11 protein-coding genes, 1 riboswitch and 1 other annotated feature are annotated in these 15,580 nt (G+C 35.8%); of the genes, 5 read left to right on the top strand and 6 right to left on the bottom strand.

What is annotated here, in order from left to right:
• Window positions 1–18: 18 nt before the first annotated feature.
• From BR65_RS11600 to BR65_RS14165, 5 genes are all read right to left on the bottom strand, one after another.
• Entirely contained in the window at window positions 19–1,677 is a 1,659-nt protein-coding gene (locus tag BR65_RS11600; RefSeq protein WP_034538311.1) for a peptide ABC transporter substrate-binding protein, read from the bottom strand.
• A gap of 168 nt (window positions 1,678–1,845) precedes the next feature.
• Window positions 1,846–2,122 (bottom strand) — a binding site (T-box leader).
• Window positions 2,123–2,227: 105 nt separating this feature from the next.
• On the bottom strand, window positions 2,228–3,982 hold the full coding sequence (locus BR65_RS11595) for an ABC transporter ATP-binding protein (protein WP_034538310.1): 1,755 nt from the start codon (window positions 3,980–3,982) through the stop codon (window positions 2,228–2,230).
• Between the two features lies 1 nt (window position 3,983).
• A complete protein-coding gene (locus BR65_RS11590) occupies window positions 3,984–5,699 on the bottom strand; it encodes an ABC transporter ATP-binding protein (protein WP_034538308.1) in 1,716 nt (571 codons plus the stop codon).
• 129 nt (window positions 5,700–5,828) lie between these two features.
• On the bottom strand, window positions 5,829–7,028 hold the full coding sequence (locus tag BR65_RS11585; protein WP_034538307.1) for an MFS transporter: 1,200 nt from the start codon (window positions 7,026–7,028) through the stop codon (window positions 5,829–5,831).
• Complete coding sequence (locus BR65_RS14165) at window positions 7,028–7,159, bottom strand: hypothetical protein (RefSeq protein ID WP_280512910.1); 132 nt, start codon at window positions 7,157–7,159, stop codon at window positions 7,028–7,030. The genes BR65_RS11585 and BR65_RS14165 overlap by 1 nt, the downstream gene beginning before the upstream one ends.
• A 480-nt stretch (window positions 7,160–7,639) precedes the next feature.
• Here BR65_RS14165 and BR65_RS11580 point away from each other — a divergent pair, with 480 nt between their 5' ends.
• Genes BR65_RS11580 through BR65_RS11570 form a run of 3 tightly spaced genes read left to right on the top strand, consistent with a single transcriptional unit; the run spans window position 7,640 to window position 10,093 of the window.
• Complete coding sequence (locus BR65_RS11580) at window positions 7,640–8,257, top strand: sugar O-acetyltransferase (protein WP_034538305.1); 618 nt, start codon at window positions 7,640–7,642, stop codon at window positions 8,255–8,257.
• 23 nt (window positions 8,258–8,280) lie between these two features.
• Window positions 8,281–9,282: an ROK family protein gene (locus BR65_RS11575; RefSeq protein ID WP_034538303.1), complete on the top strand. Its 1,002-nt coding sequence runs from the start codon at window positions 8,281–8,283 to the stop codon at window positions 9,280–9,282.
• A 16-nt stretch (window positions 9,283–9,298) separates the two neighbouring features.
• Window positions 9,299–10,093, top strand: coding sequence for a Cof-type HAD-IIB family hydrolase (locus BR65_RS11570; protein WP_034538300.1), 795 nt, complete (start codon window positions 9,299–9,301; stop codon window positions 10,091–10,093).
• A gap of 214 nt (window positions 10,094–10,307) precedes the next feature.
• Here BR65_RS11570 and BR65_RS11565 read toward each other — a convergent pair whose 3' ends face one another.
• Complete coding sequence (locus BR65_RS11565; protein ID WP_034538299.1) at window positions 10,308–11,498, bottom strand: CapA family protein; 1,191 nt, start codon at window positions 11,496–11,498, stop codon at window positions 10,308–10,310.
• A gap of 295 nt (window positions 11,499–11,793) precedes the next feature.
• Here BR65_RS11565 and BR65_RS11560 point away from each other — a divergent pair, with 295 nt between their 5' ends.
• Window positions 11,794–12,198 carry an RING finger protein gene (locus BR65_RS11560; protein ID WP_051932760.1) on the top strand — a complete coding sequence of 135 codons (405 nt, stop codon included), beginning with the start codon at window positions 11,794–11,796 and terminating at the stop codon, window positions 12,196–12,198.
• Between the two features lie 194 nt (window positions 12,199–12,392).
• Window positions 12,393–12,558: riboswitch (M-box (ykoK) riboswitch) on the top strand.
• 355 nt (window positions 12,559–12,913) lie between these two features.
• Window positions 12,914–15,529, top strand: a complete 2,616-nt coding sequence (mgtA, locus tag BR65_RS11555) for a magnesium-translocating P-type ATPase (RefSeq protein ID WP_034538298.1) — start codon at window positions 12,914–12,916, stop codon at window positions 15,527–15,529.
• Window positions 15,530–15,580: the final 51 nt, after the last annotated feature.

The following is a 15,580-nucleotide window of genomic DNA, read 5'->3' as shown; positions in this document are numbered from 1 at the left end:
GCAGGCTCTTATCAGATGCTACTCAGTCAAATAAGCTGTTCTGAAGTGGAAATAATCTCCATAAAGATGGTATTGGATTCCTTTTACTTTCGGATTAATCAAGTAATTTGATGCGCCTTGGTATAACGGAACTTGAGCTGCATCTTCTTCAAGTAAAATGGTTTCTGCTTGCTTGTAATCTTCAAATTGTTGATTCACATCATTTGCGTTTACCGTTTTTGCATCTGTCACTAATTGATTAAACTTCTCATTTTGATAGTTGCCATAATTATATGCAGAACCATTTTCATATAAAATGAAGTAATAACCTAAGTTATTATCACCGGCGATCCATCCAGAAATAGACATGTCATAATTTGAATCCGCACGTGTTTGGTTTACATTGTTTTTAGGTTGTTTATTTACTGTAACTGTTACGCCATCCAATGTTTCTTGAATCTGGCTTTGTACATATTCCGCTGTTTGAGTATTTGTGTAATCTTCTGCAACTAATAAACTCAATTCTATAGAATCTCCTAGATCTTCTTTTGCTAGATTCCATTCTTCCTGCGCTTTTTCAACATCGTATGTCAAATACTCACCGCTGTACTCTCTAAAATCAACATCCGTTTCCGGGTTTCGATAAAGATTATTCGGAATCAGTCCATTAAGTGCTACTGATCCATCATTTAGAACCGTGTTGACTAAATTTTCTTTATTAATAGAATGGGCAATCGCTTTTCTTAAATGTTCATTCGCTAAAGGCGTTCCTTCTTCTTTATTAAAATCAATAAATGTATTTGCTATATCATTATGAGAAACCAGCCCTTCATTATCTTGATATTGCGCTACATATTGACCAGTAATTTTAGTTAAATCTAATTCTCCTGCATTGAACAAATTAATACCAGTCTGATCTTCTTTGATCGTATTGAAATCAATTTTTGTTAATTTCACTTCATCAGCCGCATAATATTCATCATTTTTTTCTAGTGTCCAAGTCTCTTCACCTTGTGTCCAATTAGATAAAACGAATGGACCACTATAAATCGCATTTTCGCTAGAAGCTGCATAGCTGTCAGCTTGCTCCTCAACGTAAGTTTCATTTTGTGGAGCTAGCCAAACAACCGAAATCAATGTTAAGAAAGATGGCAGAGGTTCAACTAGTTCCACTTGAAATTCGGTATCGGATAAGGCTTCAACTCCTAGTTCTTCAAGCGCTTTCTCTCCTGTACGTACTTCCAGTCCATTTACAACGCTATCCAGTAAATAAGCATTTGGAGCAGCTGTTTCAGGGTTAGCTAGTTTTGTCCAAGAATAAACAAAATCATGAGCAGTAATGGGTTCTCCATTACTCCATTTAGCATCATCCCGTAAAGTAAATGTATAAGTTCGTCCATCTTCGCTGATTTCGGCTTCTTCTGCAGCTAAACCTGGAACTGGGTTGCTATCTTCATCCAAACGGTATAATCCTTCATATAAATGTTGAATAATCGTAAAAGTATTTTTATCAGTCGTTTGTATTGTATCAATACTCGTTATACTTGCTGGAACACTGACGCTCAATTCTTGCTGTTCCGCTAAACCATTTCCGTTACTTTTTGTTTCTGAATCTTCTGCAGTTCCGTTTTGTCCACAAGCACTCAAAACTATTATTGATGCTAACGCAATAAATCCTTTTGTTATAGATTTAAACATTTATTTTCCTACTTTCTATTATAATTTTTTTGATGATACCTCGTTTTTTGAATATTGTTTCCCCTGCTTGCTCTCCCTCCTGTCCTCACAATAAAAAAAAGCTTTCTGAACACAGAACCTCTAAAAAAGAACAAAAAAAGTCCTCCCTTCATATGCCGAAACATATGAAAGAAGGACGGAGATGTTAAATCTACACGTGGTACCACCTTTTTTCGCAAAAACATTACTATTTTTGCCTCAACCAGTACGCTTTAAAAATTACTTAAAAGTTATACTGTTCCACTGTAACGGGAGGACCCGTCTAATTTTAAAATAGCATCAACTGCTACAATCAAATTAGCCACTCCGAGACCATCTTCGAGTAGCATTTCTTTACCTGCTTTCACCTTACCAGGTTCTCTAAAAAAAGAAATGGATACTTTACTCTTCTCATCATTGTGTATATTTTTATCGTTCGTTAGTGTTCGTATGATTATCCTATCATACTGGACCTAAAGAAGTCAATTGCCAACTAATGAGAGCCTACCATTTTGAAAAAATAAGCGTATTGCTAGTCTTCTACAGTAAACTGAGCTTTATGAAGTTTAGCATAACTTCCACCTTTTTCCAGCAATTCCTCATGTGTGCCAACTTCTAGAATATGTCCTTGATCTAAAACGATGATCTGATCAGCATTCTTAATAGTAGATAATCGATGGGCGATAACAAAACTTGTGTGCCCCTCCATCATTTGCAAGAAAGCAGATTGAATTTTTTGCTCCGTCAATGTATCTACAGAGCTTGTTGCTTCGTCCAAAATCAACATATCCGGATTGGAAATCATCGTACGCGCAATCGTCAATAATTGTCTTTGACCTTCTGATACCTTTATTCCACTAGCTCCAATATTTGTGTCCAGCTTTTCAGGTAACCGAATCACATATTCATACATATAAGTTTTCTTCAATGCGTCATAGATCATTTCATCTGTCGCTTCTTTATTTCCATATCGTAAATTAGCGCGTAAAGAACCATCAAAAAGCCAAGTATCCTGTAATACCATGCCAAAACTCTGACGTAAGCTGTCTCGTGTAATAGCGCGAATGTCGGTTCCATCAATAGAGATACTCCCTGCATCAACGTCATAAAAGCGCATAAGCAGATTGATCAATGTAGATTTTCCAGCACCCGTCTTCCCTACAATCGCAACTGTTTCTCCCGCATAAACTTTCAAGCTAAAATCAGTAATCAAAGGTTGGTCTTTTTTATACGCAAAATCGACTTGCTTAAATTCCACTACGCCTTTAGCATTCGTTAGAACCTTTGCAGTTGTTTCATCAGGTTTTTCAATCGTTTGCTTCATGATGTCATAAGTTCGATCAAGTCCAGCTATTGCCAATTGAATTTCTGTCGTGATTCCGGAAATCTCAATAAACGGTTTTGTAAATTGTGTCGAATAAATCGTGAAACTAGAAATAATTCCGATCGTCACACCAGTGTTTCCATAAATAATCAATAGCCCACCTACTAAACCTACCGCAATATACGCTAAGTGATCCACAACTCTTGAAAGAGGATTCGTTAAAGAAGAAGCAAATTGTGCTTTTTGTCCTTCTACATATAGCCGTTGATTGATGACTTCAAATTTTTCTTGAGAAGATTCTTCTTGTTGAAAAGCTTTAACAATTTTTTGATTTAGAATTCTTTCATTAATAAACCCAGATAATTCTCCCGTTATCCCTTGTTGACTTTTAAAACGATACTGAGAGGTTTTCGCTACAAACCACATCACAAAAAAGATAACAGGTGTTGCAACTAATACAACTAATGTTAGTATCGGGCTTAAAACCATCATAAAAATAAAGGCAACCACTAATGTCGATACACCGGAAAATAATTGCATCAGTACAGAAGCCACAGCTACAGACACATTGTCCATATCATTTGTAAATCGACTGACAATATTTCCATGAGCTGTTTGATCGTAATAATTTAATGGCAGTTGGTTTAAGTGGATAAACGTATCTTTTCGTAATTCTGCGATTGACTTGTAAGCGACTCGATTCGCTAAAATTTGGATCAACCATTGGCTAACCACTGTAACCAATAAAATTCCTGCTAATAAAAATAGCGTTCGATATAAAACAGAAAAATCCACTTCCCCTGCTCCTATTAACAAATCTACTCCGACTCCTATATAATAAGTCATTAAAACAACCGTTACCCCGCTAACTAAACCAAATAAACTGGCAAATCCTAATTCTTTTCGATACGCAGTAAGGTATGGCCAAAACAATTTGAATCCTTTGGAAGATATTTTTTCCATCTTAAACCTCCTCCTGTGAAGCAACCAATTCTTGATAAGCTGCAGAATGTTTTAACAACTCTTCATGTGTTCCAACAGCTGAAATTCGTCCACTATCCATCAACAAAATCTGCTTGGCTTGCTGCAATGAACGGATACGTTGTGAAATAATAATAACCGTACCATTTAAATCATTTTTTAATGCTTCCCGCAAATCTAAGTCTGTTTGATAATCCAATGCAGATAACGAATCGTCCAAAATTAATAACTTTGGTTTACTAACGATTGCACGTGCAATCGTTAACCTTTGACGTTGACCTCCAGAAAAATTTTTCCCATTTTCCATTACAAGAGTGTCCAACTTACTTGGCAACTTCTGGACAAATTCTAAACATTGTGCTGTTTTCAACGCTTCCCAACATTCGTCATCCGTTGCATCCGTTTTTCCCCACTGTAAGTTCTCACGAATCGTTCCATGAAATAACACCGCTATTTGCGGTACCATTTTAATCTGTTTGCGCAATTCATTTAAGTTCCACTCTTTGACATCTAGTCCCATAAAATCGACAGTACCGGCACTGGAATCATAAAAACGTGGGATTAACTGAGTCAACGTTGACTTCCCGCTACCAGTACCACCAGTGATGCCAATAACGGTGTTATCCTCTATCGAAAAATCAATATCCGTTAACGAAAGGCCAGCATCTTTACTATAACGAAAATCAACATGATTAAATTCAACCAGCGGCTGATTGAGTTGCTTCTCAATTTTGCCATTTTCTGGAGAAACTAGGCTTGGTTCAGTATCTAACACTTCATTTACTCGTTGCCCTGAAGCATATGCGCGGGTAAAGATAACGACAAGATTTGATACTACGATCAGTGCAAGCAACATCTGATTCATATAGCTAATCAAAGCTAAGATCTGGCCTTGTTGCAGTGTTCCTTCATTAACAGAAAAACCACCTAAGTATAATAGAGTAATAACCCCTAAATTCATAATTAATGTCGTACTTGGAGATAATAAAGCAGATATATTGGAAACTTTTTCGTTAATATCGGCCAATTCATCTGTCGTCTTGGCAAAAACCTTAGTATCCGTTTCTGTTCGGGCATAAGCACGAATCACGCGTACACCGCTCAAGTTTTGTGCAATCAGCTTATTCACTCTATCCAAACGCTGTTGAACTTTTTGATACAAAGGAACAGCATATCGAATAATCAAATAAAGTATGACACAAAAAATGGGTAGTAATAGAAGGTAAAGCATGCCTAAACGTGCGTCAATGATAAAGGCCATCAAAACAGATCCCACGCTTAAAAAGGGAGCTCGCACGACAAGACGAATCAACATAGCCAAAGCCAGCTGTAATTGATTAATGTCATTGGTCATCCTTGTCACTAATGTATCTGTTCCAAAGAGATTGAGGTCATCATGGGAAAACTGATTGATTTTTCTCATCATTTGATTACGCAATTCCGTTCCAAACCCTTGTGATGCAATAGAAGAAAAATACTGACAGATCAGAGCACAAACTCCCCCAGCCACCGTCAGTAACACCATACATCCTGCCATTTGCCAAATGCGTGTACTATTTCCAACGGCTATTCCTTCATCAATCAACATTGCCATCATTAAAGGTAAGAGCAATTCAAAGAAGGCCTCTAAAAATTTGAAAAAAGGTCCTAATATAATTTGTTTCCGATATCTTTTGGCATAGTGTAACAAGCGTACCAAACAATCACATCCTTTATTTCTACTAATGTGTATTATTATAGCCAAAAAAAACTTATGAAAAAAGGCAGTCGCTCTTTTCATAAGTTTTTTCTTTAGTTCTTCAAATTTTCCTAGTACTTTGGTTTTGGTTTATTCAATACTAAAATAGCCGAAAATACTAATAACTAAGCTGCAAATTCCTGCAATTAAAAACCAACTATTTATTCCTAGTAAATCAGTCATAGGTCCAGCTAAAAGCAATCCAACTGGCATTGCGATAATCATAATACTTCCATAAAAACTGAAAAAACGCCCCAATTTTTCTGCAGCAATCTCTTCTTGGACATAAGCAGTAAAAGGAATTGAGAATTGATTTCCAAACCCACCCATTAAAAATGAGAATAAGGCAAACAACCAAAATCCAATCAGGCTACCTGATGTAGCGCCTGATAGTACTGTCACTACGCTAATGCCTATCAGTCCATAAATACTCTGCTTGAGTTTATTCTGTTTTTTATTGAGCTTTCCAATAACTACAGCTCCTAAAAGCATGCCAAACGCATAAACAACTTCGATGATCCCCCCGAAAAGAGCGGATAATTGAAAGTGGTTCGTTGTCATTAAAGGAAACAGAGAAGAAAGCGGCAAGTAAAAGAACATGACAAAAACGCCAATAATAGTGACTTTTAAGATATTCTTGTTTTGAACAAATTCTCTAAACCCTAGCCTTAACTCTTCGAAATAAGATGAAGTTTCTCCAGAGGCCGTAATTTTTTTAATTTTTATTCTTCCGATAATACCGCAAGCGATTATTGCTCCTAAAGTATCGGTCAATAAAATGACCCACAGCGGCGCTATAGAATAAAGAACAGCCCCAATTACCGGCCCTAACATATAGGCACCTGATTGTAAAAATTGATTCCAACTATTAGCTTCTACTAATTCATCTGCCGGAACTAATGTTGGAACAATTGCTTGAATGGCAGGTGTATGAAATACACTTGCCACTGCTCTTAAGAACAAAGAAACTAAGATCAGTGTTATTTGTGCCTCAGCTATCACAATCGAAAGGGAAAGAAAAAGAGCAACCAGACCAGTAAACAGGTCAGCAATAATAACGACTTTCTTTTTATCCATTCTATCGACCCAGACTCCAGCAAAAGGACCTATGATCAGTTGAGGTAAAAAAGCAAAAAGCCCTGCTATTGATAATACTGTACCTGAATTTGTTTGACTTGCCAGCCACCACATCAAGGCAAATTGAACAGCTGAACTGCCAATCAAGCTAATGGATTGGCCTAAAATTAATGGGACAAATTGTTTTCGCCAATTTTTTGTTTGATTTTCCATTAAAGCGAAACTCCCTTCACCAAAGAGAATGCTTGAACTACTATTTTACCTAAAACATAATCAGCAGCCACTCGTTTTTTATTGCCAAATATTACTTTTATATCTTTTAATCTTATAGATAGATTTTTCATCATTTTGCACTCCTTAAATTAGGCCGTGCACTTAACAGATTTTTGGGTACGCAAAAAAGAGATAGATTTCTATCTCTTTTGACAATTTTCATATCTATCTTTTTAGATAAATAGAATTTGAAAAATGGACAGACTGCTCCCCTGTTTCTGCTAACATAACAGGACCTTTTGAATAATAGTATTTAATTATTACTTCAAAAGGTTAAAACGCAATCTCATAGATGCTGTCATTTTCCAAATCCTCCTTTGTACATTCCTATTCGTATACTAGATATCAATCGAATAAATCCATATCTTTCTACCAATGTCTCATAAAGCTTAAAGGAATTTTTTCAACTAGTCAAGTTTCGTTCTCTTTTGTTCCTCAAGTAAAATAAACAGCTTATATCATATGGTAATTTGTGATAAAAAATAAATTATGTTATCCTAATAAACATAATTAATAAACTTAATAAAGGTAGTTTGAAAGGATGGAAATAAGTGAGAACACAAAGAGAAAGAATGTTAGCGGGAGATTTATACATGGCTGGCGGTCCTGAATTACGTACAATGATTAATAGAAGCAGACGTTTAATAGACGAATTTAATCATTCAACATTTGATGAAAGATCTAAACGCGTAGAAATTATCAATGAATTATTTGGGCAAACTGGAGAAAATGTTTACATCGAGCGTCCGTTCCGCTGTGATTACGGGAGTCATATTACAGTTGGAAAAAATTTCTACGCTAATTTTGAGTGTATCATGCTGGATATCGCATCTATCACCATTGGGGACAACGTTATGTTTGGGCCAAGAGTCGGCGTCTATACAGCTGGTCACCCAATTGATCATGAAGTCCGTATTTCTGGGTTAGAATTTGGTACACCTATAACAATCGGAGATAACGTTTGGGTCGGTGCAAGTACCGTTATCAATCCTGGTGTAAATATTGGAAATAATGTTGTCATTGGTTCAGGATCTGTTGTCACTAGAAATATTCCAGATAACGTGGTTGCTGTCGGAAATCCTTGTCGAATATTGCGAACGATAACCGAAGAAGATAAAAAGTATTGGACAGATTTAAAAGAAGCTTACAGTGAAGAAATGAAAGATTAACCAGCAAAAAAGAAGGTGAAAAATTGAAATCCCACAAACCTAGAAATATAAAAAACCATAATCTAAATGTCCTTCGTAGCGTGTTAAGAGAAAATCGTTCTTTATCTACCAAGGATCTTTCAGCGATTTCTGGACTAAGTGTGGTTAGTATCAATAAGCTATTATCCGAGTTGGTGGAAACTGGTGAGGTAACCATACAAGAAAATCCAGCAATTACCGGTGGAAGACGTGCTTCAATTTATCAGTTCAATCAACATTTCACTCATTTTTTAGTTATTCAGTTTACGGAAAAAAATCAAGACATCATTGCATTATTTCATGTATGCAACTTATTTGGTGAGGTGATTGAAGAGAAGGAATTTACAAAAGATGAATTGATTTGGGATTTGCTTAAGCAAAATATTTCTGTCTTTATTGAGAAAGATCCTTCTATTAGCAGCATTATCTTTGGCATACCTGGTGTAGAAATTGAAGATAAACTCAAAATAATGGATTTTGAACCTCTATCTCATCTTAATCTGCGCCAGCTTGTGCAAGAAAAGTTTGGTATTCAGGTTATAATAGAAAATGATATCAATGCTGCCACATTAGGTTACGCTGTTGAATTAAATACATCAGATGAAATTTATGTTTCACTTTATTATCCAGAAAATTATCCTCCAGGTGCTGGCATAGTTTATGACGGAAAATTATTTCGCGGCAAACATGGCTTAAGTGGAGAAATCAAACACCTGCCTTTAACTAGTAATAAAGACATTTTTCCAAAGCCAAAGGAAGTTTTAGTGAAAAATATCTATGAAGCACTTCAAGTGGTTATTAGTATGTACGATCCTACTAGAATAGTCATTTATACCAACCACTTAGATTTTTCAAAGGATGATTTGGAAAATATCAGAATTGAACTTACTCAAGTCTTTCCTTACTTTGAACTTTCTGATTTAAGGTTGGCTGAAAGCTTTCAAGAGGACTATTTACGCGGATTGATTCATTTAGGACTTGAAAATCTCATTCATTATATGGAATAGAAAAGAGGAACTCACTATGATCAAAGCAGTCGTTGTCGATATGGATGGAACTTTTTTGAATTCTAAGCACGATTACAACCGGGAATGGTTTAAAGAGATCTATCAAAAACTTTCAAAGCAGAATATTCGTTTTGTAGTAGCTAGCGGCAATCAATACGCTCAATTAAAATCATTTTTCCCAGAGTCACATGAAAACATTTCGTTTATTGCAGAAAATGGTGCCTTGATCTTTGAACAAAACACTTTAATAAGAGAACATCATTTCGAAATCGATCTTGTTGGTCAGATCATCACTTATTTAAAAAGTACACATCCAGATGTAGACATGATTCTTTGCGGTATTGCTAGTAGTTATATTGAAAAAAACACATCAAAATGCTTTAAATCAATCGCCCAAACCTATTACCATAAATTACAAGAAGTAGATCATTTACAAAATTTTTGCGAAGATAAGTATGTGAAGTTTGCTCTCAGCGTACCCGTTAGCCAAACAGAACAAATTCAAGACTCTTTACAAACTTATTTTGGTCATCAAATCGTTGCTGTATCTAGTGGTCATGGGAGTGTAGACATTATCATTCCTGGAAAACACAAGGCAGATGGACTAAGCTTTTTAGCAACTAAATGGGGTATTTCTCCAGAAGACATCGTAGCTTTTGGAGACGGAAATAATGATGTAGAAATGCTTCAATACGTTGGACATAGCTATGCTATGGAAAATGGCTCCTCATTAGTAAAAGAGGCCTCAAAAAATTTAGCGCCTAGCAATGACGAATCTGGTGTACTGCAAGTCATTGAAAAATATTTATAAAGAAACTCTCTAATCTTTTATTTATAAAAGAACTAGAGAGTTTTTCTTATTCTTAGGTACGTGTACAACAGCGACGATAAAAGGTTAGCCCATTCATAGTCGCTGCATTTTTAAAGCAGTAAATTTCCCTAATCGTTTAGTTAATCCTTTTACTTCTACTAGGTTTATTTCGCTCCACATTTTGAATGGCTTTAATGATTGTGTCAGTTTGTTGCTATTCTTGGCTCAGAAATTCAGCATCAATGACATTTTCAGTAGTCTGCTGTAAAGATTCTTTTGAAAGTTGATTTCCTTGAGAGCTGTTAAGAGCATGCTGACTCGCAAGTTCTTCTGTATACTCATCCAGCTGATAAATCCTAAAGTGGTTTCTTGAATCAGTATTTTCATTTTTAATACCTGTATACTGCATGACTGTAGCATCCCATTTAACATTTTCAATAGCTTTCTCTTCTTCTGTCATTACAAAATCAAATGAAATCATTCCACCTAACATATTATTTTCTGTTCCAGTCGACATCGCAGACAGAAAGTTGCCTAGTGAGTACACGACCAATGTTTGATTGCCATTTTTTCCTTCTACCCACTCAACAGGTTGAATCACGTGAGGGTGGGTTCCAATCACAGCATCTACTTCTAAGTCCGCGAATAATTGTGCATAGTCTTTTTGAAAATCATTCGGTTCAAGCATATGTTCATCGCCCCAATGAGCAGACACGATAACGAAATCACTGACTTCCTTTGCCCGTTCGATATCTTGAGTGATCAAATCTTCGTCAAAATAATTCAAACGGTAAGACACATCCGGTTCAATTCCATTGGTCCCGTATGTATAGGCTAGAAAAGAAAATGTTACTCCATCCCGCTCAATGACGGGTATCGTATCACGCTCTTTTTGAGAATCAAATACTCCTGTAAAGACCATATCTTCTTGTTTGTCCCAGATTTCCAAGGTATTTATGATACCTTGTTTGCCTTTATCCAATGAATGATTAGATGCTCCATTGACTAAATCAAAACCTAACTCATTTAGATTACCTGCCATGTTACTAGGTGTATTAAACGTTGGGTAACCAGAAAATCCGAACTCATCTCCGCCAATCAATGTTTCTTGATTAATAAAAGCCAAGTCGACCTTTTCAATATCATCTGACACGTTCTCAAACATGGGTTTAAAATCAAAAGATCCGTCTTCTAATTGCGCTTCTTCAAAAATTACATTATGAATCAGATTGTCTCCCACCCCTAGAAAAGACACTCTCTTTTCTTCATTTCTCTGTTCTTCAAGATTACCAGATGATTCACTTGTTGAAATAATTTCTGATGAAGTTTCCATCGGTTCTTCAACCTTTTCATTTCCACAACCGCTTAGTAACAACGCTGCTAACAAAAACCCTATTTTTTTCATTTTCTTCCTCCAATTTATGTGTCATATTTCAAACCTTTTCTTTGTATTCTATGTAAATGGCAAAGTAAATGGCAAAATGTTTTTTTCTATATAAAATAATCGTAAGCGTTTTACACCTTAATGTAAAGTTTGATGAATCTTCTTTCTAATGAATTACTGTATGAAGATTCTATGCGGCAGTTCAAAAAAATTTTATCATTAAAATCAGGCTAAAGTCTGTCGCTGAACTTATTCCAAAATGGTACACTATTTAGTGCTATCCTTATGGAAGACATAGAAAGAGGCGAAAAATCAAATGAACAAAATGAGAACTCGTATTCAGAAATTCATGATTGGCAGATATGGTATAGATAAACTTTCAACTTATTTGCTTTACGGAGGTTTGGCTGTCGTTGTCTTATTTAATTTACTAAATTGGGAAATTGTTGGTTTACTCGGATGGGCAGCAATCATCCTTGGCTATTATCGAACATTTTCACGCAATCGGACAAAGCGGTATCAAGAGAATCAAAAATTTCTAACCTTTACTCGCCAACTTGTCAGAAAATGGAACAACACACGAAATAAATTTTACCAACGAAAAGTTTACAAGTACTACTCTTGTCCTAACTGTAAAAAAGAATTACGTGTTCCACGTAATAAAGGAAAAATTAATATCACCTGTCCACACTGTCACGAGCGTTTCATCAAGAAAACTTAACTGAGCAATTTTAAAAAAACAATACTTTAGAAACAGAACCCCCATTTCACAGTTGTTTGGGCTTTTCCAACAACTGCATAATGGAGTTCTGTTTCTTTTGCTATTAAAACTATTTATACCCATAATAGCGTTCTCTGCTAGTCGAACAGCTTGACTTCTAAAAATCTTTGAGCTAGCATAGTAATTGAAATGAATAAGACTTCTGTTAGGTGAGGCTCCTATATGGAAACACGCTGCTGCCCAAAAACGTCGAGAGACACCAATGGGTCAACAGGAATGATCGAATTAAGGTCATTTTTAACGTAGCTGATGAATAATCTACGCCATATAGTGCTAAAACTCAACGATGGAGAAAGACTAAAGTTTTTTTGATGTGTAAAAAACTTTAGCTAAATATGGAATCGTTTATTTGGAATGGACTTTCAAGCATATACTCTATCGTTGAATAGAGTGTATGCTTTTTTTGTTGTTTTGTTTACAAAAAAAGGTTTTTATCCTGATTTTGAAGCTTGGGCTTATCATATCATATAGTGTATGGTTTGAACAAAAAAAGTGAGGTGAGTGGTATGGAAAAAAGTTCCAGTAATGATAGTCCAGATGATGATTTTTGGAGAATAAAAAAAGGAATAAGCAAACCTGCCATGAGCCTCTTCTTGGTTAGGAAACTCATGCAGTAAGCCTTATTTCTTCTGGTAAGACAAAGGAGGAAATAATAATGACAAACAAAAAGAAGTCTATTTATACAGAAAAAAAATCTAAAAACAACCAATTGAAGGAATTAGGTTACCTCAAAGAAGAAGCTGTTTTAAAACAACTGAAATCAAATGCATTAGGATTAAGCAATCAGGAAGCGGAAAAACGTTTAGAAGAATTTGGGCTAAATGAAGTAGCTGTTCAAAAACCAACGCCTTGGTATTTATTGTTGCTTCAAGCCTTCAAAGATCCTTTTATTTATGTTTTGACTCTTTTATTAGTCGTTTCAGCTGCCACTAAAGATTTTGAAGCCAGTATTGTGATGGCTATGATGATTTTATTCAGTGCTGGCCTTCATTTCATTCAAGAATACCGTTCTCAAAAAGCTAGTTTAGCTTTGAAAGAACTGATTGAAACGACTTGCGCGGTGACTAGAGATGGCGTAACAAAAGAAATTCCAATCGATGAAGTGGTTCCTGGTGATATTGTCACTCTTTCAACTGGAGATTTGATTCCAGCAGACTCTCGTTTGATCTGGGCAAAGGATTTATTTGTTAATCAATCTTCAATGACTGGTGAATCCATGCCCATTGAGAAACTTACTTCTCTAAAAAAAGAAAAAGAAGATTCACAGTTGACCGCTTTAGATCTTCCTAATTTATTGTTTATGGGTACCGATGTTTTAAGTGGCCAAGGTAAAGTTGTTGTTGTAAAAACTGGCGAAGATACTCTCTTTGGCGATATTGCTACTCAATCTTCTAAGTCTAGAGGCGAAACGAGTTTTGACCGTGGAGTAAAAAATGTGAGTAAACTATTGATCAGATTTATGTTGGTTATGGTTCCTATTGTCTTTTTGATCAATGGAATCTCAAAAGGCGATTGGAGCGAAGCTTTCTTCTTCTCAATAGCCGTAGCCGTTGGTCTGACACCAGAAATGTTGCCAATGATTATCACCAGTAACCTCGCTAAAGGCGCGATTACGATGTCTAAGAAAAAAGTAATTGTTAAAGAATTAAATGCCATTCAAAACTTAGGTGCTATGGATGTTTTATGCACCGATAAAACAGGCACCATAACGGAAGATAAAGTTATTTTAGTGCAACATGTTAACCCAGTCGGAGAAGAAAGTGAGCGCGTTTTAGAATTAGCGTATATGAATTCCAATTACCAAACCGGTTGGAAAAACGTGATGGATCATGCTGTGATTGAGTACTTCAATGAGAATCGTGAAGAAAATGAATTAGAAAAAATCGAGAAGATCGATGAAATCCCTTTTGATTTTTCAAGACGACGCCTAACAGTCGCTGTTAAAGCAGGCGATCAGCAATTGATGATCACGAAAGGCGCCGTAGAAGAAATGCTGAAAGTTTGTCAGTATGTAGAATTAAATAACGAAATTATTCCATTAACACCTGAACTACAAAAAACGATGGAAGAAGTCAGCATCAAGATGAATAAAGAAGGCATGCGTGCCCTTGGTGTTGCGTATAAACAAAACGTTTATGATTCAGCTGTCTATTCCATTAAAGACGAGTCTGATATGATCCTTGTTGGTTTTATGGGATTCTTAGATCCGCCAAAACAATCTTCTATCACAGCTATTAAATCACTTCATAAACATGGTGTGAATGTAAAAGTATTGACTGGCGATAATGAGATCGTTGCTCAAAAAATCTGCAAAGATGTCGGAATCCAAGTCGATCGAGCAATCCTTGGAACGGAACTTGAATCCATGACAGATACTGAATTGATGGACGCTACAGAAAAAGTGAATCTTTTTGCTAAATTAAACCCAACTCAAAAATCCAGAATCATTGGATTGTTACAACAAAAAGGACACACTGTTGGATTTATGGGTGATGGGATCAATGATGCACCAGCATTGAGAACCGCTGATGTAGGTATTTCTGTTGATACTGCAGCCGATATTACTAAAGAAGCCAGTTCAATTATTCTGCTGGAAAAAAGTTTGACGGTTTTAGAAGATGGCGTTTTAGAAGGTCGGACTGTTTTTGGAAATATGATGAAATACATCAAGATGACGATTAGTTCAAACTTTGGAAATGTGTTTAGTGTCTTAGTAGCTAGTGCCTTTCTACCATTCTTACCCATGCTTTCGATTCAACTCTTAGTACAAAATCTTATTTATGATGTTGCGCAATTAACAATTCCTTGGGATAAAATGGATCCTGAAGACTTAATGAAACCTGCTAAATGGGGAACGTCAGATTTTTTGAAATTTACGTTTAGTATTGGTCCCATTAGTTCTATTTTTGATATTCTAACCTTTATTTTAATGTGGTTTGTTTTCCAAGCCAATACCGTCCAAGATGCTGCACTATTCCATACTGGTTGGTTTGTGATTGGCTTGATCACTCAAACTGTTGTCGTACATGTTATCAGAACGAAAAAAATTCCATTTATCCAAAGTAGAGCCAGTTTAAGCGTAATGTTATCCACACTTGGTGTGATAGTTGCTGCTGTATTGATTCCAGGCAGCACATTCGGAACATTTTTTGACTTTGTAGCACTGCCAGCAACTTATTGGAAATGGATGATACTAATTGTCTCAGCTTATATTTTGACGACTCAAGTAGTCAAAATGATTTATATTAAGTTCAATAAAGAATGGCTGTAAGAATACAAAAATACTCGTTAACCTTATTCATATAAAGGTTAACGAGTATTT

Origin of the sequence: Carnobacterium inhibens subsp. inhibens DSM 13024 (assembly GCF_000746825.1) — a bacterium.
Taxonomy (GTDB): domain Bacteria; phylum Bacillota; class Bacilli; order Lactobacillales; family Carnobacteriaceae; genus Carnobacterium_B; species Carnobacterium_B inhibens.
The sequence above is the reverse complement of the archived record's forward strand: the minus strand, read 5'-3'. Positions and strand labels throughout refer to the sequence as shown.